General features: G+C 56.6%; 19 protein-coding genes. 13 read left to right on the top strand and 6 right to left on the bottom strand.

Going from position 1 to position 20,950, the window contains the following annotated elements:
• Positions 1 to 109: 109 nt before the first annotated feature.
• The 5 genes from IEN85_RS17535 to IEN85_RS17515 form a co-directional block, all read right to left on the bottom strand.
• Positions 110 to 1,069 carry a calcium/sodium antiporter gene (locus IEN85_RS17535; protein ID WP_191618406.1) on the bottom strand — a complete coding sequence of 320 codons (960 nt, stop codon included), beginning with the start codon at positions 1,067 to 1,069 and terminating at the stop codon, positions 110 to 112.
• 141 nt (positions 1,070 to 1,210) lie between these two features.
• Positions 1,211 to 2,155 (bottom strand): FAD:protein FMN transferase, encoded by a 945-nt coding sequence (locus IEN85_RS17530; RefSeq protein WP_191618405.1) that lies wholly within the window; start codon positions 2,153 to 2,155, stop codon positions 1,211 to 1,213.
• Between the two features lie 4 nt (positions 2,156 to 2,159).
• On the bottom strand, positions 2,160 to 2,951 hold the full coding sequence (locus tag IEN85_RS17525; protein WP_191618404.1) for a PepSY-associated TM helix domain-containing protein: 792 nt from the start codon (positions 2,949 to 2,951) through the stop codon (positions 2,160 to 2,162).
• Positions 2,948 to 3,487, bottom strand: a complete 540-nt coding sequence (locus IEN85_RS17520) for an FMN-binding protein (protein ID WP_191618403.1) — start codon at positions 3,485 to 3,487, stop codon at positions 2,948 to 2,950. The genes IEN85_RS17525 and IEN85_RS17520 overlap by 4 nt, the downstream gene beginning before the upstream one ends.
• Positions 3,488 to 3,568: 81 nt before the next feature.
• Complete coding sequence (locus tag IEN85_RS17515; protein WP_191618402.1) at positions 3,569 to 4,843, bottom strand: porin family protein; 1,275 nt, start codon at positions 4,841 to 4,843, stop codon at positions 3,569 to 3,571.
• 481 nt (positions 4,844 to 5,324) lie between these two features.
• Here IEN85_RS17515 and IEN85_RS17510 point away from each other — a divergent pair, with 481 nt between their 5' ends.
• The 7 genes from IEN85_RS17510 to IEN85_RS17480 all read left to right on the top strand — a co-directional run bounded on the left by IEN85_RS17510 (position 5,325) and on the right by IEN85_RS17480 (position 11,537).
• Positions 5,325 to 5,753 carry an RNA recognition motif domain-containing protein gene (locus IEN85_RS17510; RefSeq protein ID WP_191618401.1) on the top strand — a complete coding sequence of 143 codons (429 nt, stop codon included), beginning with the start codon at positions 5,325 to 5,327 and terminating at the stop codon, positions 5,751 to 5,753.
• A 506-nt stretch (positions 5,754 to 6,259) separates the two neighbouring features.
• On the top strand, positions 6,260 to 7,027 hold the full coding sequence (locus tag IEN85_RS17505) for a DUF3450 family protein (RefSeq protein WP_191618400.1): 768 nt from the start codon (positions 6,260 to 6,262) through the stop codon (positions 7,025 to 7,027).
• Positions 7,028 to 7,040: 13 nt separating this feature from the next.
• A complete protein-coding gene (locus IEN85_RS17500; RefSeq protein ID WP_191618399.1) occupies positions 7,041 to 8,429 on the top strand; it encodes a MotA/TolQ/ExbB proton channel family protein in 1,389 nt (462 codons plus the stop codon).
• A gap of 26 nt (positions 8,430 to 8,455) precedes the next feature.
• A complete protein-coding gene (locus IEN85_RS17495) occupies positions 8,456 to 9,064 on the top strand; it encodes a MotA/TolQ/ExbB proton channel family protein (RefSeq protein WP_191618398.1) in 609 nt (202 codons plus the stop codon).
• A 6-nt stretch (positions 9,065 to 9,070) separates the two neighbouring features.
• Entirely contained in the window at positions 9,071 to 9,472 is a 402-nt protein-coding gene (locus IEN85_RS17490; RefSeq protein ID WP_224772701.1) for an ExbD/TolR family protein, read from the top strand.
• A 13-nt stretch (positions 9,473 to 9,485) separates the two neighbouring features.
• The gene (locus IEN85_RS17485) at positions 9,486 to 10,151 is read left to right on the top strand and encodes an energy transducer TonB (protein WP_191618397.1); all 666 of its coding nucleotides are present in this window, start codon (positions 9,486 to 9,488) and stop codon (positions 10,149 to 10,151) included.
• Between the two features lie 24 nt (positions 10,152 to 10,175).
• Positions 10,176 to 11,537 carry a tetratricopeptide repeat protein gene (locus IEN85_RS17480; protein WP_191618396.1) on the top strand — a complete coding sequence of 454 codons (1,362 nt, stop codon included), beginning with the start codon at positions 10,176 to 10,178 and terminating at the stop codon, positions 11,535 to 11,537.
• A 54-nt stretch (positions 11,538 to 11,591) separates the two neighbouring features.
• On the opposite strand, the gene IEN85_RS17475 is transcribed toward IEN85_RS17480, so the two are convergent.
• Complete coding sequence (locus tag IEN85_RS17475; RefSeq protein ID WP_191618395.1) at positions 11,592 to 12,506, bottom strand: helix-turn-helix transcriptional regulator; 915 nt, start codon at positions 12,504 to 12,506, stop codon at positions 11,592 to 11,594.
• 118 nt (positions 12,507 to 12,624) lie between these two features.
• Here IEN85_RS17475 and nagB point away from each other — a divergent pair, with 118 nt between their 5' ends.
• From nagB to IEN85_RS17445, 6 genes are all read left to right on the top strand, one after another.
• Positions 12,625 to 14,526: a glucosamine-6-phosphate deaminase gene (nagB, locus tag IEN85_RS17470; RefSeq protein WP_191618394.1), complete on the top strand. Its 1,902-nt coding sequence runs from the start codon at positions 12,625 to 12,627 to the stop codon at positions 14,524 to 14,526.
• A gap of 4 nt (positions 14,527 to 14,530) precedes the next feature.
• A complete protein-coding gene (locus IEN85_RS17465) occupies positions 14,531 to 15,367 on the top strand; it encodes a PIG-L deacetylase family protein (RefSeq protein ID WP_191618393.1) in 837 nt (278 codons plus the stop codon).
• Positions 15,368 to 15,396: 29 nt separating this feature from the next.
• Positions 15,397 to 17,385, top strand: a complete 1,989-nt coding sequence (locus IEN85_RS17460; RefSeq protein ID WP_318186630.1) for a beta-N-acetylhexosaminidase — start codon at positions 15,397 to 15,399, stop codon at positions 17,383 to 17,385.
• Between the two features lie 78 nt (positions 17,386 to 17,463).
• Entirely contained in the window at positions 17,464 to 19,245 is a 1,782-nt protein-coding gene (locus IEN85_RS17455; RefSeq protein ID WP_191618391.1) for a sodium:solute symporter family protein, read from the top strand.
• A gap of 7 nt (positions 19,246 to 19,252) precedes the next feature.
• Positions 19,253 to 20,443, top strand: coding sequence for an acyltransferase family protein (locus IEN85_RS17450; RefSeq protein ID WP_191618390.1), 1,191 nt, complete (start codon positions 19,253 to 19,255; stop codon positions 20,441 to 20,443).
• 105 nt (positions 20,444 to 20,548) lie between these two features.
• Positions 20,549 to 20,902, top strand: a complete 354-nt coding sequence (locus tag IEN85_RS17445; protein ID WP_191618389.1) for a hypothetical protein — start codon at positions 20,549 to 20,551, stop codon at positions 20,900 to 20,902.
• Positions 20,903 to 20,950 lie beyond the last annotated feature (48 nt).

Below are 20,950 nucleotides of genomic sequence, written 5' to 3'. Positions count from 1 at the left end.
AAAAGATGGATTCTGCGAGGCGAGGCTGCTTTAGCGGCCTCGCTTCTTGGTATCCGGGAGTGGCGCGATAGGGCTTCAGCGACCGAGGTCGCTGCCGGAGCAATCCTCATTAGCTGAGGAAGACCCAGCTGTTGTAGGCGGCGAAGGCGATGACGAGCAGGCCACCCTCGAGTCGAGTGACGCGGCCGGAGCCTCCTTTGCGGAAACAAATCAGGAACAGGGCAAGGGTGAGGCCGGCGACGCTGGGCAAGTCGCGGCTGAGGACCTCGGAAACGGTTTCGAAAGGGCTGATCACGGCGGCAATCCCCACGACCGCGAGGGTGTTGAACATGTTGGAGCCGATTATGTTGCCGATCACGATGTCGTGTTCCCCTTTGCGGGCAGCGGCGATGGAGGAGGCAAGCTCTGGGAGGGAGGTGCCGACGGCGACGATGGTCAATCCGATCACGAGATCGCTCACCCCGAGCAAGGTGGCTATTTCGACGGCGCCCCAGACCATGGAGCGCGAGCTGGCCAGAAGGATGGCCAGTCCAAGGAACAACCAAAAGAAGGACATGCCGAGCGAGGTTTTCTTGCTTTGCAGCTCTTCGGTGAATTCTTCGGCCAGGATGTCGCTCTCTCCCTTCATGCCCTCGTAGGTGGTCCATGCCATGATGGCGGCAAAGACGATCAGCATGACGATCCCGTCGAGGCGGGAGATATCGAGGTTCCAGACGAGGTAGCCGACGAGCACGGTGGCGGCGGAAAGGATGGGCAGCTCCTTCTTCAGGATGCTGGAGCGTACGGTGATGGGCACCACCAGGGTGGTGATTCCGAGAATGAGGGCGATGTTGGCGATGTTGGAGCCGAAGGCGTTGCCGAGAGCGAGCCCGGGATTGTTTTGGGCGGCGGCGATGGCGGAGACGATGAGTTCGGGGGCGGAGGTGCCGAAGCCGACGATGAGGATGCCGATGAGGAGGGGCGGCATGCCGAAGTGTCCTGCCACGCCGGAGGCTCCGTCAATGAAGCGGTCGGCGCTCCAAATGAGGGCGACGAGGCCGATTACGAGTGCAAGGATAGGAAGTAGCATCAGTAGGAGTGAGTGTGCAAAGCGCGGTGCCGGTTCAAGGATTCTTTGAATCGCTTTACGGGTTAGCCAAGAGTCAGGCTGCAGCGAATCGAGCCGGGCTCGAAGTGTTTTTTACCTAACAGATAAGAGGGCGTTCCGCCTTCAGGACCTGAATACGGTCGCTGCTGGGAACTTGGCCTCCAGCTGCTTAGCCTCCTCTCGGCTGCAGGTAGCGAGGGCGGTGGACAGCGCGTCGGCGAGGGTTGCGTCGCTCGCAAGCACGTGAACGGAAGCGTGGTGGTTGGCCGAAAGGCCGTTGCGGGGGTCGATCAAGTGATGGTGCTGTCCGCTTTTGTCGAAAGTCGTTCCGTATCCGCCGGATGAGGACAGCGCTTGATTGTTGAGCTCTGCCACGTCGTGTATGCCGAAACCGTTCGCGAGTCCGAGCTGCCAGTTGCGGCCGCTTGGATGAGAATCCAAGGCGCGTTTTTCTCCGAGGTCGATAAGGGTGTGGCCGAAGCCTTCCTCTCGCAGCAAGGCCGCTATCTTATCTGTAATGTATCCTTGGGCGACGCCGTTCAGCGTGATGGATACGGTAGCCGGGATTTCTATGGTGTCGGCTGTGATACGGATCTTGCGGTAGTCGACCGACTTGAGCGCTTGAGAAAGGTTAGCGGGAAGGCCGGAGTCGTGGCGGGCGAAGTGCTCGCGATAGGCCTGAATTACGGGTTGGATGGTAACGTCGAAGATGCCTTGGCTCTGGGCTCCGAATTCTTGGGCGAATCGAAGGAGCTCGAGAAGTTCGGCAGGGGCTTGCTTGAGTCGTTTCTCTTTATTGAGCTGGGATAGGCTGGAGCGTTCGTCGTAGAGGCTGAAGATCGTTTCCAGTCGTTGGATTTCGGATACGCAGGTCTTGAGGACTCGTTTGGCTCTCTTTTCGCTGTCGCAATTCAGCTGGATGCTGGCCTCGGCTCCGAGTACGATCCCTCTCCAAGGGTGCAGGGCTTTCGAATGGGCCGTACCGAACACGCTCGCTTGGCTGGCTGCGGCAAGGGCAGCGGATTGAACGGCGGCGATCTTGATGAAGCGGCGGCGGGTAGGTGTCATGGCGTTATCGGGACAAGGAACGTTCGCGGGCCTTCTTCAGGTACCTCATGGTATAGAAAACGCCGGTGAGGGTGAGCAGGATGAGGGCGATGCCGCTTAGGTCGGCAATCCATTTTCCAGCGCTGCCGAAGAAGCGGCCTGTGTGGATGTCGAGCAGCACGCGTCCCCAAGTTATGCCTTCCCCGCGGAAGGCGCGGAGCAGGTGTTGGGTGAGTTCGTCTGGTGCCGGGCTCGCGGCAATGGTTTCGAGTTTACGGTTGGGTTCAGCGATAGGGGACCAGTCGATGATCGACTCGTCGGACCGGTAGGGACCAGCGTCCGTATCGATAATCAGGGTACGCTGGTCGTCGGTGACGATTTGGGAAATGGTATCGCCGGGCAGGGAGGCCGGGGGGATCGTTTCTATGATTTCCCCCTCTCTCGTGAGGAGAAGCATGCTTTTCGGAAAGGCGACCGCGATCAGGTTTTCGAGAGGAGCTGCTCCGATAGGGGGCGGAAAGTGGCCGAGGCTCCTTTTATCGAGGAAGAGCTGCCCGTCGAGCGAGGCCAGGCTGTGCTGGCCGAGCGAGTAGTGAATGACCTCTCCGGCGGGCTGGAGACCGTACCAATCGTAGATCCAGTCGGCTTCCACGGTGCGGCTTTGGAAGTCGAGGTCGTCGCTATGGTTGAGCAGGATGCCGGTGACGCAGATTAGGATGAAGATGGCCGAGAGGGCTACGCCTACCCGACGGTGAAGGCGGAGCAAGGCCCGTCCGGGACCGCGTCGCTTTTTTTGTTTGGGGAGCGTTTTACTCATCGAAGGGCTTGCTGATGCAGGAACAGGGCGAGCCGTCCGAGTCGCTTAAGGGCGTTGACGGACAGGGTTGCGCCTGAAATTCCGTCGATGTTCTTGTTGAGTCGAAGCTTTTCTGTGAGCTCCGCATCGGTGAATTGGTTGGTGAAGAAGCTGTGCTTCACTTCCCAGCCGTGGCTCTCGCGGTAGATGAGGACCTTCAAGCGAGTGATCCGACCGTCCTCTACCACGATACCGACGGTGATGGGCTTGACCTTGCCGATCTCTTCGAGGATCCAGGCGGTGCGCTCTTTGTCTTTCCAGTAGCGAACCCGCAGGGCGGGGTAGTCGTGCCCGAGTATCTTTTGTATGTCGGGCTTGAGTTCGTTGGTGATCCAGAGGACGGAAGGTTTAGGCGAGGCGCCGTCGAATGATTCCGCCACGAAGCTCTCGGGGGCGAGGTAAACTTCCTCGTCCGGAGTGTCGCCAAAAGTCGAATACGCGAAAGCCATCGCGGCGGCGAGGGCGAGGCTGGTCAATCTTGGCGTATTCAAGTTCATGGAATTGGTGTGCTTTTTGACCGGAAAAGCCGAAGGGGCGCAATCCCCTTCGGCTTTCTGTTCTAGTGTTTACCGAAAATCTTAGAAGTGGTAGCCAACTCCGATGTTGATGATTTCCTCGTCCTTGGCGGAGTTCGCGTAGTCGGTGAACTGCACGTCCCACTTGAAGACTACGTTCTCGATGGGCCAGTAGTTCATGCCGATATCGAAGAAGGCGTCTTCCGTGTTGGAGGCGCTGCCGGCGTAGTTGTCGTATACGCTGTAGCGAGCGAAGAAGCCGACGTCGCCTGCTTCCGTTGCGAAGCGGTAGGACGGTTCGATGTAGTAGCCGAATTGCTCGTCCGCTCCGTTGATTCCCGGAGCGGCGCCGCCGAGATCCCAGCGAGCGTAGAGGGCGCGAAGTCCGAAGCCGCCGCGTTGGTAGTCGGCGTGAGCGGAAACCAGTGTCGCGTCGATGGACTCTGCCAGAGTGCCTTGGGCGATGTCAGTCTGGTACTGGGCGGAGAATCCGACTTGCAGGCCGGGAGTGCCGGAGTAGGTGGCGCGAGTGGTGATGGCGCCGTCGGAGGCTTCTGCGGAGCCGACCTTTTGGCGGCCGCTGCGAATGTTGAAAGCCTTGCTGCCGGAGGTTGGAGCGAAGAGGCCGGTGTGGGCCGCCGCGTCGAAAGCCCAACCAGAGTCGTTGGTGTGGCGGTAGGCGACGCCACCTTCCCACCAGGTGGTAGGGATGATGTTCTTCTCAACGTTGTTGCGCTCGACGCCGTAGAAGGTCGCGGGCTCGTGGGTCTCGTTGAGGATGCCTACCGGGACGAGGAAGATTCCTGCCTTGGCGGTGTCGGTGTCGTTGAGGTCGAACTCGACGTAGGCTTGCTCGAGCTCGATTTCGCCCGGTTGGCCGTCGCCTGCGATGGAGTGCTCCAGTTCCACCTCGGAAACGAAGCGAATGTCGTCATTGAACGCGTGGTCGAGGAAGAGGACCCAGCGGTGGAAGTCGGCGGAGTCGGCCTTGCCGAAATTGTAGTGAAGCTCGCCGTAGCCGCCGAGGTGGGTGCGTTCCGCAGCCGAGGCGCTGCCGCCGGATGCAGCGCCGGAGGAAACGTAGCCCTCTACGAAGCTGGCAGTGGTTTCCACCTTGCCGGCGGTAACCTCGATCTCTTGCTCCGTCTCGACCAGCTTGGTCTCGGTCGTGTCGACGCGTTCGAGCAGGGCGTTGATCTGCTCCTGCTGCTTTTGGATGATCGCCCACATCTCTTCGCGAGAGGGGAGCTCGTCTTGGGCGGCGAGGGAGCTGCCGAAAACGGTGAGGCTAGCGATGCCTGCAGCTGCGAGGCGTTTCCAATTCTGGTTCTTGGTCATGGCTTTGTCAGTTAAAAGGTCCTGCGAACACTCCGTTTCGAATCGTTCTTGAAACTCAGTATCAACAAGTCGTCAGGAGTCGGGATGAAACTGTGTCTCAATAGCGAGTCAAGCGTTCAGTGAGAGAAAGTCTCGGCTTGGGCAGGCGGCGGGGAGGGAGGTAGCTCAGTCGAAGCTGGCGGGGGCGACGAATGGGGAAATCGGGCGGTCGGGGGATTGCTTTGAATTGCGGAAGCGGGAATCGCTCGTCTTTAAGTGGCTCCGGAGCGTGCGGTGGCTGTCCCGTTTTGTTACGGGGGTGAAACGGTGTGAAACCGTTTTTGGGGCTTCATCTTTTCAGCTCGCTTGTTTGCAGATTTTCTGCTGCCTGTTTAGCTTCGTTTTAGTTAGACCATCTTTTGATGGTTCGAGGTGTTTTCCGGTTGTAGCGTCGCTGTTTGAAACTGCCTATTCTCAATACGACGCTCAAAATATCAGATAAATGGAAATATACGTAGGAAACATCTCCTTCGGGCTATCGGAAGGAGACCTGCAAGACGCGTTCGAGCAATTCGGCGCGGTCTCACAGCTCAAAATCATCACTGACCGCGAAACCGGTCGCTCCCGTGGTTTTGGGTTCATCACAATGGACAATGCCGAAGAAGGCCAAGCAGCAATCGCTGGATTGAACGGGCAAGAGCTCGACGGACGTGAACTTTCCGTCCGCGAAGCGACCCCACGCGCTCCACGCGCCCCTCGCGGCGGAGGCGGTGGCTTCCGTGGCGGTGACCGTCCACGTGGCGGCGGCGGTGGTGGTTACCGTGGCGGCAGTGGCGGCGGAGATCGTCGCGGCGGAGGTGGCGGCTACCGTGGAAACGATCGTCGTGGCGGCGGAGATCGCCGTGGCGGTGGTTATCAAGACGGTTACTAAGCCACTGGCCGTATTAATCTTTTGGAGACCTGCTCGATTCGAGCAGGTCTTTTTTTTTGTTCATCGCTAAGAGCAGTGGGATTGCAGTTTACCTTCAGGGCCGTCCCTCGCGACGTGCCTAAAATCTCCGCTCTAATATCCTGCATTACGGCGTGGCGCCTTTCGGCTTCGCTCAAGATCCATGACGAGCGTCAGCCCCACGCTCGTGAGCGTCTCCCCGCAAAATGTGATGAAGCTTGTGTCCGAGTATTGCCTTGGGTGGCTGGCGTTCGGCTCGCGGACTTGGCGTGTAACCGTTTCGTATCGCTGGCGATCGTTCGGTATTCTCTGTAGTTGTGTTACAGGAGGGCTTCGAATGACAGGGCTCTGCGCCGAAACGGTCACGATTGCGTGACGCTAGGGTTCAGCCGTTGACCTTTCGATTTTTGCTGCAGGATCACTGCGCTTCCAACGGGCTGGTGAATTCGAATGTGTCAGTAGCGTTGCGAACTATTTGTATTCAAAATATGAAACACATTAAATTTGCAGCAATCATAGGTGTGTCGGTGAGCACTTTGTCGGCTGGAGCGGCGCCTGAGAACGCACTCTACGAAGAGGCGAAGGCTACTGTTACCCAATGGGCGGAAACGGAGAGTCTCATTTCCAAGGAGCTCAACGATTGGAAGGCGGACAAGGCCGTTCTCGAAGACCTAGCTCGCATGCTCGAGTCCGAAAAGGAAGGCCTCTCGGAGAAGATCGAAAAGGCAAAGGAGTCTGCGACTGAGGCTGACAAGCGTCGCGAAGAGATTGCAGCTCGCAAAGAGTCTCTGGAAGAGGCTTCAGCCGTTGTTCGCGAAAACCTGGAATCGTTGGAAGATGGGATTCGGGAGTTGATTCCGTATTTACCCGCCAACTACGTCGACAGCATCAAGCCTTTGATTCGCCAGATTCCGGAGAAGGGAAAACCCTCTCAGCTCTCGCTATCGGTGCGTCTCAGAAATGTCGTAGGGATTCTCAGCCAAGCGAACAAGTTCGACAACGTCATCAGCTTGGAAACGGAGACTCGCGAGTTTGCGGATGGTCCCAGCAAGCAGGTGAACACTTTGTACTTTGGTTTTTCGATTGCGTACTATTCGGACGCCAGCGGCGAGAAGGCGGGATACGGATATCCGACGCAAGAAGGTTGGAAGTGGCAAGAGGCTCCGGAGTACGGGCCCTCCATCCTCAGCATGATTTCCATGTATGAAAAGGGGAAGCAAGCAGAGTTCGTTAAGCTTCCTGTAGTAATAAAATAACTACCGTACGATAATGAAGACTTACAAGAAATGGGCAACGTTCGCCGTTGCGTCTTTGCTTTCAGTTGGAGCTCTCGCTCAATCGGATTTGCAGTCCGTAAATGACGGTGCTCGCAAGGATCTCGAAGCCTCGCTGGCTCGACTCAGCGAGGTCCGCAAGGAGATCCGCGAAGAAAGCGTTCCGCTCTCGCGTCGGATCAACGAACTGAAGCTGCAGACGCGCGGATTGGGTGCGACGCTTGAGCGGGCCCAGCGGGCGCAGGACACTCGCACTATCGGTTTGGAAGCTTTGGAAGGTCGCGTTCAAGCGATCCAGGATGAAAACGAATACCTTGGCGGTCTCATGAGTCAGTTCTTGCAAGAACTGCAGACACAGATGACCGCTGCGGAGCAGCAGGTCCACGAAGCGCGGATGGAGTCGATCCGTGAGTCCCTAGAGTCTGCGGACGTTTCCGAGAAGGATAAGTTCGCTTCCCAGGTGGATGCGGTACAGCTCGGAATCGACCGCATCAAGGAGCGGCTCGGAGGAGCGGTCTACGCGGGCCAAGCCATCGATGCGGCGGGGAATTTGCAGTCGGGCAAGTTTGTGGAACTGGGACCGGTAAGCGTTTTCGCGAGCGATTCGGGTACCGAAGGCGGAATTATCGAGTCGCATCAAGTATCGGTCCCCAATGCGACGGAGCTCTCTCCCGAATTCTCCAGTAGCGTCGCTCAGATTGCGGCCAGCTCGCAAGGAGCCATGGAGCTGGACGTTACCTTGGGGGCCGCATTGGCGATCGAGGGGGCGAAGGAGAGCGTTGCAGAACACGTTCTCAAGGGTGGGCTTTGGGTCTGGCCGATCATCATCTTCGCTCTGCTGGCGGCCTTGCTGGCGATCTACAAGATGGTTGCCATTTACACGATCAAGCAGCCAAACGCGTCCCACCTCGGCTCCATTGTACGGAAGGTACGTTCCGGAGAGAAGGAGGCCGCCTTGGAGGAGGCCCGCTCGCTTCCTTGGGAATTTGGTCCGATGATCGAGGAAGCCGTCAAGTGCAGCGACCAGGAGAAGGAGCTCGTGGAAGAAGTGATGTACGAGAAGATGCTCGAAGCGCAGCCCAAGGTGGAGCGTTTCTTGTCAGTCATCGCGATCACCGCAGCGGTTGCTCCGCTCTTGGGTCTCTTGGGAACGGTGACCGGCATGATCAACACTTTCAAGATGATCACGCTCTTCGGTACCGGAGACGCCAGCTCGCTCTCTGGAGGTATCTCCGAAGCCTTGATCACTACCGAGCTCGGACTTGTGGTGGCCATTCCATCGCTGGTTGCTCACGCCATGCTGAACCGCAAGGCGCAGTCGATTATGGCAAATATGGAAAAGTTGGCCGTTGTATTCGTGAACGGACTACCGAGTCGCAAATAGGCGAACCGAACAAGAGGTACCCAAGTATGACGGATTTTTTCCAGGAGAGCTTCTTGCCTATTTGGAACGCGGGCGGAACGCTAATGTATCCGCTGGTTGGATTAGCGTTGCTCATCTTTTTCACGGGCATGGAGATCGTTGTCTACCTCAACGAGCTTAGAGGCAAGCCAGCCAGCGATCGGACGATCGAGGATTGGGTTAATACGCCCAGCCATGCGGGTGGTGAGATCCAGAGTATGATCGAATACGGCAAAGCCGCTTTGCCCGACCAGCGAGATGTAATAAACCGGTTCAGCGAGATGCGAAACGAGCACATTGCCCGAATCGACCGTCGCCGTACGATGCTTGCTGTTTTCGTGAGCGCGGCTCCATTGACCGGCTTGTTGGGTACGGTGATTGGAATGCTTAGCACTTTCAAGGGCCTTGCCATCAGCTCTGGCGGGCAAACCGTGAACATGGTCGCCGACGGTATTTCGGAGGCTCTGATCACGACGCAGCTGGGGCTCGTTATAGCGATTCCAGGATATATTTTGATGATGCTTATCGAAAAGCGTCAGAACGCTTTGGATACGCTGATCACGCGTATCGAAGCCACCATCGCGCGAAAGGCGCGGCAAGCGAATTGGGAGATTTAGTAGGAGATGAAAAACAGACGAATGTTCGCCGAGAAGAAGAGCACTGAGGAGATCAACATGTCTCCTCTGATCGACATGGTTTTCATTTTGTTGATCTTCTTCATCGTAACCACGGTCTTCGTGGAAGAGACCGGTGTGGAAGTAAACAAGCCTCAGGCGGCCTCCGCTTCCGATCTGGAAAAGAATAGCATCTTGATCGCGATTACGGAGAACGGAAACGTTGTCTACGGTGGCAAGGATGTTGGCGTGAGCGGAGTTCGACCTATCATTCGTCGCCTCTACCAGAAGGAAAAGATGCCAGTCATTATCCAGGCGGATCGTAAGTCGATTACGGATACGCTGGTGAGGGTGATCGATGAAGCCAAGTTGGCGGGGGCGATTTCCGTAAGCCTCTCTACCGAGGACTAAAAGCGTCTCTGTAATGAACGATCATTACCAATCGAAAGGCGTCAAGCGAGGTCCGGCCCGTTTTGCCCGGATCTTCGTCTACTCGGTGTTGCTGGTGGCTGTCTTTGTTTTCGTTCTTCCCTTCACGCAGCACTTGCTGAGCGTCAAGGAGCGAAGAACGGTGCGAACGGTCGACGTTGCTTTGCCACCGCCTCCTCCTCCGCCACCCGAACCGCCACCTCCTCCGGAGGAAAAGGTCGAGCAACCGTCGCCCGAGTTGCAAAGCCAACCCAAGCCTTTGAGCTTGAGCCAGCTGCAGCTCGCGATGAATCCCGGAACTGGGAATGCCTTGGGGGCTGCTTTCGGTATGGGCTCTTTCGATGTCGATACCAACGCTCTGGATGAGATCCAAACCTTCAGCATGGCTGAGCTCGACGAGAAGCCTCGGTTGGTGCGTCAACCGCAGTGGTCGCCGCCTCGAAATCTGATGGGTCGCGTCAAGGGCGACATCACGGTTACGATCCTCTACGAGATCGACACGGAAGGTCGCGTCGAAGTTCAGCGAATCGAACGGATCAGCCATGAGATCGCGTCCGACACGGCGACTGAGTACTTCGAGTCCTTGAGGTATACCGTTCCGAAGAAGGACGGTGTGGCCGTTCGCATGCGGAGCCGCACGACTTTTACTTTAGCGCTTTAGTACATAGAAACTGGATACAATACGATGAAACTTTCAACAAGCTTACTAGGGGCCCTTTTCCTCGCTTCTGCTTCCCTCTCTGCCCAGACCTATCCTCTGAGCGAAAACTTCTGGTCGAATCCTGAGTTCAAGGACCGTGTGATGGGTAGCTATGGTACGCACAGTGAACTCGAGCCGCGCTTGAACGACGAGGAGGGACAGTTTTTCAAAACTTTGATTGTGGTGCTTGAAGCGAATCTGGAGCAGGGCGCGATCTTACTGGAAGAGCGTGTCACTAGCGAGTCGAGCGCCGCTCTTGACTTCATGTTAGGAACGATTCGCATGCAGTTGGGGCAGATGGACAAAGCTGTTTCCAGCTACGAAACTGCGATCAAGAAGTTTCCCAACTTCATGCGAGCCTATAAGAATCTGGGGATCGCCTACGTGCAAAGCGGAGAACTCGAGAAGGGGACCGAAACTATCATCAAGGGGATGGAGCTTGGTGGAGCGGACGGCTTGTCGTACGGATTGCTTGGATACAGCTATTTGAACCAAGGCAACTATTCCTCCGCCTTGAACGCTTACAGCCTAGCCCTTGCCTTCCAGCCGGCATCGAAAGACTGGAAGCTGGGAAAGATTCGTTGCTTGATGGAATTGGGTTCCTATGGCGAAGCAGCCGGATTGGTTTCGGAGCTGATAACCAAGGATTCCTCGAACCACGAACTTTACTTGCATCAAGCGAACATTGCCCTGGCCCAGGACCGTATCGAAGCGGCTCTCGCCAACTTGGAGATTTCCCGCCGCCTCGGGAAGGGCGACGAAAACAGCTTGTTCTTGCTCGCGGACATCTACGCCAACCGGAGCATGTTTGACCTCGCCATCGACGCCTACCGGGATGCGCTTGAGGCGACCCAGAACAAGACGAGCCGTTTCAAGAGCTTCAATCGAGCGATATCGGCCTTCATTGACAACCAAGCTTGGGAAGAGGCTTTGCGACTCAATCGTATCGCCATGGAGGGCTTCGGTGCCGATCTCGACGAAGAGCAACGCTTGTCGCTGCTCAACCTGAAGGCAGAGATCGAGCTGGGCTCGAACGACAGCGATGCGGCGGCGAGAACGCTTGAAGAGATCATTGAGGCGAACCCCATGAACGGTAGGGCGATCGTACTGCTTGCGAAGCACTCCTGGAAGAACAAGGACTACGAGGAGGCCGCTTTCCTGTACCAGCGAGCGGAAAACATCGAAGCGGTTTCGGCTCAAGCGTTTTTGCAGTACGGTCAAATGCTCGTGGAGCAAAAGGACTACGCGGAAGCGGCCAAGAAACTGCGTCGGTCCCTAGACTTGAACTACGAATCGAACGTAGCCGACTATTTGCGAGCGGTCGAAGAAGCCGCTTCGCGCAGCTGATCGATTCGTTCCGTTTTTCACGATCTATCAGGCGTCTCTTGTTTGCGGGGGCGCCTATTTTTTTAACCTGTCGAAACGCTCGCTGGTTCGGTAGCGTGAGGGCGAGATCCCCAGCTGCTTCTTGAAGCTGCGGCTGAAGGCAGCCAAGGATTCGTATCCGCAATCCAGTGCGATTTGGGTGAGGGAGTCGTCGGAGTGAACGAGCAGCTTGACGGCTCGGTTGAGCTTGTAGTGGACGAGGTAGCTGCCGAGGCTGACCCCGGTCAGCGTTTTGAAGCGTTTGCGCAGGTGGCTTTCCGAGAGCGAGAGAGCGGTGGCGATTTGCGTGATGCTCGTGCTTTCCTCCGATTGCATCTCTAGGAAGGTGTTTATCTTTTCCACGAGTTCGTAGCCAGCTGTTGGATACTTCGGGGAAGCGATCAGCTTGCGGGAACGGTTGAGCGAGTAGGCGCGTAGCTTGTTCAGGAGGCTGGAGGCGGCAAAGGTTGTCATGTCGAGGCTGACCTCGTCGAGCGTTTCCCTTTGGGTGTAGCGTGTGGCGATGTCGACGGCGTCTTGGCAGAGGGCTTGGCTGAGCGGTATGGGGGTGTTGGCAAAAACTTCGAAAGGTTTCGGGTTTCGGGTCTCGAAAGTGAGGAAGAGCCAGTTCATGCGCTCGTTTTGCACCTCCATGTAGAAGTGGAACTGGTAGGGCTTCACGAGGAAGGCGTCGCCAGGGTGCAGGTGGAAGACGCGCCCGTCGACGTTGATCGCTCCCTCCGTCTCGAAGCAGGCGATGAGGACGAAGCGGTGGTGCGGCCGGCTTTCGAAGGTGCGACGCTGCAGCTCTCGCTTGCGGGTGCGGTGGAAGAGCACGATGTTGTCGACGTAGCAGAGGTTGCGGGCTTTCACGCCGTGGAAATAGTCGTCCGGCGCTTGCATCCGAAGTGCGGCCAGTTGGGAGGCGGCTTGGGAGTATGGGGTCTGCATGTGATCGGAAATATCAAAGGATAGATCAAATTTGCAAATATTTGCCACCGTTCTAGGTGTTATCCTTTTAGACAGCTTACCTCATTTCGCCCTCATCCCAACTCTACCCCTGATTTATATGAGTGAACCAAGCGGACAGGAATTGTACGAAAGGATCCCTACCAAGGTCTTCGAAGACGCGAGCCTCGCGGTGTGCGAGGTGGCGAAGGAAATCGCGGAGGCGATTCGAGCGCGGCAAGCGGAGGGGAAGTCTTTTGTGCTCGGTCTGGCGACGGGTTCGACTCCAGTGCCTCTCTATCGGGAGTTAGTGAGGATGCATCGGGAAGAGGGGCTGAGCTTTGCGAATGTGACCAGCTTCAACCTAGACGAGTATTTTGGAATCGAGAGCCGCCATCCAGAGAGCTACCACCGCTTCATGCGCGAGCAGTTGTTTGACCATATCGACATGCCGGAGGCGCAGATCAATATCCCTCAGGGCGCGGTCGCTCGCGAGGAGGTATTCGAGGCATGCCAAGCGTACGAGGAGAAGATCGAGGCCTGCGGAGGCATCGACGTGCAGATTCTGGGCATTGGGCGAACCGGCCACATTGGATTCAACGAACCCGGTTCTGGACCGCACTCGAGGACGCGCTTGGTGACCTTAGACCGCTTGACCCGCTTGGATGCTGCCCGCGATTTCCAAGGTGAGCACAATGTGCCGCGCTACGCCGTGACCATGGGGGTAGGGACCATCATGGATGCTCGGAAAGTGTACCTGCTCGCTTGGGGACGCTCCAAAGCAGAGGTGATCAAGGCAGCGGTGGAAGACGCTCCGGTCGAGAGCCTGCCGGCCAGCTTCCTGCAGGCCCACAGCAATGCGTATTTTATATTGGATACAGCTTCGGCGTCGGAGTTGACTCGCAACAAGTACCCGTGGCTGGTCGGCTTTCCGGAATGGACGCCCGAGCTAGCGAGGGAATCGGTGACGCACCTTTCGCTCAAGCTGGGCAAGCCCTTGCTCAAGCTCGTCGACAAGGACTATCAGGAGAACGGTCTTTCGGAGCTGGTTACGGAGCAGGGGCCGGCCTATGGATTGAACATTCGCGTTTTCAACGAGGTGCAGCACACCATCACGGGATGGCCGGGCGGCAAGCCGGACGCGGACGACACCTACCGGCCCGAGCGAGCTTTGCCCGCTCGCAAGCGTGTGTTGGTACTGAGTCCGGAGCCGCAGGATGACGTGCTGGCGATGGCGGCGACGCTGAGTCGCTTGGTTGCTCATGGTCACGAGGTCACGGTTGCTTACCTGACTTCGGGTAGTTTAGGAGTGCCGGACGAGGAAGCGAATTGGGCTGCGGACTTGATGCTGGAGGCGGGGGATTCCGCAATTGCATCGGACGTATTGCGGGAACTGGAGGAAAAAGGCGCCTTTTCGGAAGATTCTCCAAGGCTTCGTACTTTCAAGTCCTACCTGCGGCGCAACGAGGCTAGAGCGTCCCTAGAAATGTGCGGCTTGTCGAAAAGCTGTATCCGATTTTTGGATTTGCCTTTTTACGAAAAGGGACGCTACCGCCGTTTTGAAGTCGGGGAGGAGGATGTGGCTGCCATGTCTAGGTTGATTGACGAAATCAAGCCGCATCAAATCTTCGTAACTGGAGAGGCTGCGGATCCCAGTTCGGTGCAGGCCAAGAGCTTCTCAGTATTCGAGAACGCGATACGGAGCTTTTCTTCGGAACCTTGGTACAAGGATTGTTATGTTTGGTTGTATCGAAGCGATGGCCGAGAATGGGATATTCATCAAGTAGAGATGGCAGTTCCTTGCAGTCCGGACGAGGTTAAGGCCAAAGCTCAAGCGATCTACCAGCACCGCTCCCAACGCAGCCAACTGCCTTCCATGAATGCGGACCAAAGCGAGGCGTGGGAGCAGGCCGTTGAAAGAAATCGAGGCACGGCGGTTCTCTACGACAAGCTGGGACTCGCGGAATACGAGGCGATCGAATGTTTTGTTCGCTGGAGCACGGTGAAAGGCGCAAGCAAGTAGTTCTATGGAAAAGCACTTTATACCGGATGGCGTGAGCCTGCAGGCCGCCCAATCGCGCGTCACTCACATGGGCATTGGGGCCCACCAGGACGATCTGGAAATCTTCGCCTACCATGGGATCGCAACCTGCTATCGTTCCGCTTCGAACTGGTTCGCAGGTGTTACGGTGACGGATGGTGGCGGGAGCGCTCGAGAGGGAGCGTATCGAGATTACACGGACGACCAGATGAAGGAAGTGCGCCATCGCGAGCAGAATCGGGCGGCTAAAATGGGAGGTTATTCTTTCCAGGCTCAGCTGGGGATTCCGAGCCGGGTGGTGAAAGACGCGGAGGCTGCGACTGGCTTAGTAGACGAGCTCTATGAGTTGCTCGATGCCTGCCGACCGCACACTTTGTACCTCCATAATCCAGCCGACAAGCACGACACCCATATCGCGGTGCTGGCCCGTTGTTTGGAAGCCTTGAGACGCTTGCCTGTGGAAGCTCGTCCAGAACGTGTCTATGGCTGCGAAGTATGGCGCGACTTGGATTGGCTGGACGACGAGCGCAAAATCGCATTGCCTGTCGACGCCCACCCAATTCTCGCTCGGGACTTGGTCGCGATATTCGAGTCGCAAGTTGCGGGAGGGAAAGATTATGTGAACGCCACGCTGGGGCGTCGCCATGCCAACGCGACCTTTTATCAGTCCCACTCCGTCGACGAAGTGAGCGGCTACACTTTCGCCATGGACCTTAGTCCATTGCTGGAAAACGAAAACCTGAGTGTCGCCGACTTTGTCAGTGGGCATTTGGATCGATTCAAATCGGATGTGCTCGAGCGTATCCAAAAAATGGTTAGGTAACTATGAAGGCTAAGCGAATTTTTCAAATAGTGGCAGCAGTAACGATCATGGGAGGGAACATTACGGGGACGGCAAGCGTGTTGGAGAGCGAAGAGGCCTTCTCCCGTTTGCTGCCGATTCCCCAGAAGGTAATGGTAGGAGAGGGCCGCTTTCGCATCGAAAAATCGTTCGCCGTGAAGGTTAGTGGCCAACCTGACGATCGGTTGTACGGAGCGGCCAGTCGCTTCCTGCGCCGCTTGGACCAACGGACGGGTTTGTTCCTGCCCCAAGACTACGTCGAGAAAGGTGAGACCTTGGAGTCGGTTGGCCTCGAAATCTCTGTCAAACGTCCGGGGGAGGTCAAGCTGGGCGAGGACGAGACTTACTTCCTCTCCGTGGAAGCGGGGATTGTGCGCTTGAGCGCGGAGACGGATCTAGGTGCGATGCACGGTTTGGAAACGCTGTTGCAGCTCTTGTCGGCCGACGAGCAAGGTTATTACTTTCCCGTTTCCAGAATCGAAGATTCCCCTCGATTCCCCTGGAGGGGCTTGATGATCGACTCGGCTCGTCACTTCATGCCGCTGGATTTGATCAAGCGCAACTTGGATGGAATGGCTGCGGTGAAGATGAATGTAATGCATTGGCACTTGACCGAGGACCAGGGGTTCCGAGCTGAGATCAAGAGCTTCCCGAAATTGCATGAAATGGGATCGGATGGAATGTACTACACGCAAGATGAGATGCGCGAGATCGTTGCCTACGCTGCAGACAGGGGAATTCGCGTGTATCCAGAATTTGATGTTCCTGGGCACGCGACTGCTTGGTTGGTTGGGCATCCGGAGCTGGCAAGCTTGCCAGGGCCTTATGAGATCGAGCGGGGCTGGGGGATTTTCGACCCGACTTTGGATCCGACCAAGGAACGGGTATACGAAGTGTTGGAGGCAGTCTTTACGGAGATGGCAGCTATCTTTCCGGATGAGTACTTCCATATCGGTGGCGATGAAAACGAGGGCCACCACTGGGACCAGGCTGAACACATTCAGGCTTTCATGAAGGAACGCGGCATCGCGGACAACCACGAGCTGCAGAGCTTTTTCAACAAGCGTCTGCTGACCATCCTGGAGAAGCTCGACAAGAAAATGGTTGGCTGGGACGAGATTTTGCAGCCGACCATGCCGACCAATATAATGATCCACTCTTGGAGGGGACGCGACTCGATGGAGGCGGCCGCTAAGCAAGGATACGCGAGTATCTTGTCCAATGGCTACTATATCGACTTGATGCAGCCGGCTAGTGAACACTACTTGGTAGATCCGCTCCCTTCCGATATCGACCTGGACGAAGAGGAACGCGCCCGTGTCTACGGTGGGGAAGCGACGATGTGGAGCGAGCACGTGACCTTGGAAACAGTGGATTCGCGCATTTGGCCGCGCACGGCTGCCATTGCCGAACGGCTTTGGTCGGACGCTTCGATTCGAGATGTTGAGGATATGTACCGAAGGTTGGATACTATTGCTCTGCAGCTCGAAGAATTGGGCCTGACCCATATCAAGAACCGCGACATGATGATGCGCCGTTTGGCGGGTGGCTACGATATAGAGGCTCTACGAGTTCTAGCGGATGTGGTCGAGCCGCTCAAGATCTACCGCCGCAATGCGGATTTGAGCTACCGTTCTTTTTCGCCCTATACCTTGTTGCCTGACGTCGCGGTGGCTGACGCGAAAGATGCTCGCCGCTTCAGAGCGCTGGTCGATGCCTACCTCGAGACAGGGCATGCCGCGGACAAGGCCGCGGTTGAAAGCATGTTGAATGTTTGGCGTACGAACCATGCCTCCTTTGCCCGTTTGGCCGATCGTTCCCCTGCGCTTCGCGAAGCGTTACCCTTGTCGGAAGCGTTGAGAGACCTGGCGACGCTAGGCCTTGCGGCGATGGGCGGCGAGTCGCCAGACGCTGCACCGGTCCTAGAGCGAGCTCGCGAACCGGTCGCAAAAGTAGAGCTGCAAGTCGTAGATGGGGTCGAGCGATTACTTGAGAAGTGAAGTCTTGATTTTGCATCGCGGGCGACGTGGCAGTCGTCCTACCGTTTTCCTACCTCCAAAACCTGCCCCTAAAAGCTTATGTCCCTATCCCCACTTGATTGGATTATTATCGTCCTTTTCTTTGTTATATCCCTGTCGATTGGCCTCGTTGTTTCGCGGCGAGCGGGAAAGTCCTCCTCCGAGTACTTCCTGTCCGGCCGCAGCATGCCCTGGTGGCTCTTGGGTGTATCCATGGTGGCCACCACCTTTGCGATCGATACGCCGAACCTCGTTACCGGGATCGTGCGGCAAGATGGAGTCGCGGGGAACTGGGTTTGGTGGGCTTTTCTGCTGACGGGGATGCTTACCGTTTTCGTTTACGCCCGGCTGTGGCGTCGCTCCAAGGTCTCTACTGACTTGGAGTTTTACGAGCTTCGCTACAGCGGGAAGTCGGCAGCGTTCTTGCGTGGATTTCGCGCGGTCTATCTCGGTGTCTTCTTCAATGTCATGATCATGGCCAACGTCTGCTTGGCAGGCATCAAGCTAGGGGGAGTCGCCTTGGGGCTCTCACCGATTGAGACGCTGCTGGTCGCGTCCTCGATCACCGTTGTCTACAGTTCTCTAGGAGGGCTGCGAGGCGTTTTGATAACGGACTTTATCCAGTTTGGCATCGCGATGCTGGGGTCGATTTGGGCGACTTCTCTGATTGTGGGGATGCCGGAAGTGGGAGGTTTGAGCGGATTGCTGACGCATCCAAATGTCGTCGATAAGCTAAACCTTTTCCCGGACTTCTCGAATTCCACCATGGTCGTATCCGTTTTTATCGTACCGCTTGCGGTGCAATGGTGGAGCGTTTGGTATCCCGGTTCGGAGCCTGGGGGCGGTGGCTACGTGGCCCAGCGTATGCTGTCAGCCAAGAACGAACGGCATGCGATCGGCGCTACTTTCTTCTTTAATCTAGCCCATTACGGTCTACGTCCGTGGCCTTGGATATTGATGGGATTGGCGTCGCTCATCGTGTATCCGAATCTTGAATCGCTACAAGCGGCCTTTCCCGCACTCGACGAAAACTTCATTCGTGACGACCTCGCTTATCCGGCGATGCTGGCCTTCTTGCCAGCCGGGATTTTGGGGCTGGTGGTGGCGTCCTTGGTGGCGGCCTTCATGTCTACTATTTCAACCCACTTGAATTGGGGGTCTTCCTATGTCGTGAACGACGTGTACAAGCGGTTCGTGAAGCCGGAAGCAAGCGAGAAGGAGTTGGTGCGGATCGGGCGTTTGTCGACGGTGGTGCTGATGGTTTTGGCAGGAGTGGTCGCCCTTTTTCTGGAGAGCGCGATGCAGAGCTTCAACATCCTCTTGTCGATTGGGGCCGGCACAGGGTTGATTTTCATCCTACGTTGGTTTTGGTGGAGGGTGAATGCGGCCACCGAGATTTCGGGAATGGTCGTTTCGTTCTTCGTGGCCCTGTTCTTCGAATTTGGATACGAACGCCTCGGGTTCGAGCCATTGGCAGGCTACGTGCAGCTGATTGCCAGCGTTTCGCTTACGACAGTGGTGTGGCTGCTGGTGACTTTCCTCACGCCTGCTAGTTCCGACGAGGTACTCGAACGCTTCTACCTTGCGATCCGCCCAGTGGGCCCTGGTTGGGAAAGGGTGCGCCGTTCTTTGGTCGAGAAGGGGATTGCCGTTCCGGAGACAGCGGAAGGCGAAAGCCTGACGCGAGGCATCGCCGGATTTTTGGTGGGTAGCTTTTCGGTGTACTTTTTCCTGTTTGGAGTGGGTTACCTGATTTATGGGAATCTCTTGTTAGGCATTGCTTTGCTCGCCTTGGCGACAGGGGGCATCGCCTATATCTTAAAGAGAGTAATTGCTAACTGAATACACAATGAACCGTAGTCGAGAACGTCTCCTCTCTCTGGATGCCCTGCGCGGATTCACCATAATCGGGATGATCGTAGTGAACAGCCCCGGATCTTGGGGGCATGTCTACGCGCCCTTGCTGCATGCCCCTTGGCATGGCGTGACAGTCACGGATATGGTTTTCCCTTTCTTCCTGTTCTTCGTAGGCGTATCGATCGCATTGGCGTATGTGGGGAAGTCTCAGCGGAAGGCGGAGCGTCGTTCCGCTTACGGAAAAATCCTTTGGCGAGTGGTTAAGATCTTTGCTTTGGGCGTTTTCCTGAATCTCTGGCCGCAATTCAATTTCGAGGAGGTTCGGGTCGTGGGGGTGCTGCAGCGGATCGCTATCGTCTTTGGCGTTTGCGCTATCCTGTTTTTGAATACGAGTTGGCGGCAGCAGTTTTGCTTGGGAGCTGGAGTCTTGCTGGCATACTGGGGCTTGCTCCAATGGGTGCCGGTGCCGCTTGACGAGGTGAACCGTGGAGCTTTGGAATCGGGTATCGTTGAACGAGCTCTGGGGGCGTCTCAGGCGGTGTCGGTAGAGGCGGCGAGCGAAGGCGCCTTAGCCCCAAACCTGGAGCCCGGCACCAACTTGCAGGCCTGGCTGGATCGAAAGTTCGTTCCCGGAAGCATGTGGGAACGGACCTGGGACCCGGAGGGAGTTTTGAGCACCTTGCCTGCGGTGGGCACGGGGATTTTTGGCATGCTGGTTGGAGCTATGATTTTGGGGATTGGAGATCCTTACCGCCGCGTGAGTTGGCTGTTTTTCGTGGGAGTGGTAACGGTGCTGGCAGGTGAGGTCTGGAGCTGGGTTTTTCCTCTCAACAAGAACTTGTGGAGCAGTTCGTTCGTTCTTTTTTCCGGGGGCTGGTCGACGCTCTGTTTGGCAGCCTGCTTGTTGCTAGTAGATATCCAGCGTCATCGCGGCTGGGCGCAAGTGGGTGTGATTTTCGGTTCCAATCCCGTTGTCGCCTACGCCCTCTCGGGCATGCTGACCCTGTTCTTCTACGCTTCCACCAGCTACTGGCCGAGTCTGAGCAAGCGCTTCATGGACGGTGCGATCGGACTTGGAATGTCTGGTGAATTGGCCTCTTTGCTCTATGCGTTGCTTTACGTGGGCGTGTTGTTCTTGCCGGTTTATTGGCTCTGGAAGCGCCGGATTTTCGTGAAGCTCTAGTGTAAATCTCAGGGGTGATTGGGATTGACCGAAGCGGCGCTCGGTCTATGGGTTTCGACCGTGCCTTTTCCTTTACTGTCCAGAGCTATCTGCATAGCGGTCTGTTTGAGTCTTTCGAACAGCGTGCTATTGTTGGGGCAGTTTGCTGCATGGTCGAGCATGACCAAGGAGCGCTTGGATGACCGTGGTGTGGGCGCGGCCTTGCTCTCCAGCATCGAAGGGCAAGACCTCTGTGAGGTGTGCTTGGTCGTTCGCGAGGAAAATAGGAAGCAAAGCGAGAGCGGGACTCTGAAGGAGTCGGCCGGTATCGCAAAGCTTCTGGTGATGGCGGACGACTGCGAACTTGCCCTAAACATAAGGCCAAGTGATAGCTTTTGTTGTATACAACAAATGGGCACAAATTTGCTCGCTGGGCGTTCTGACGAGGTGTCGAAGCCGCCTCCGAGAGTGGAAGTATAGATCGTTTCAAGGGCCTTATTCGCCCGCCTCCGCCATTCAGAAGATGCT

Source organism: Pelagicoccus enzymogenes (genome assembly GCF_014803405.1).
Classification (GTDB): Bacteria; Verrucomicrobiota; Verrucomicrobiia; order Opitutales; family Opitutaceae; genus Pelagicoccus; species Pelagicoccus enzymogenes.
The sequence above is the reverse complement of the archived record's forward strand: the minus strand, read 5'-3'. Positions and strand labels throughout refer to the sequence as shown.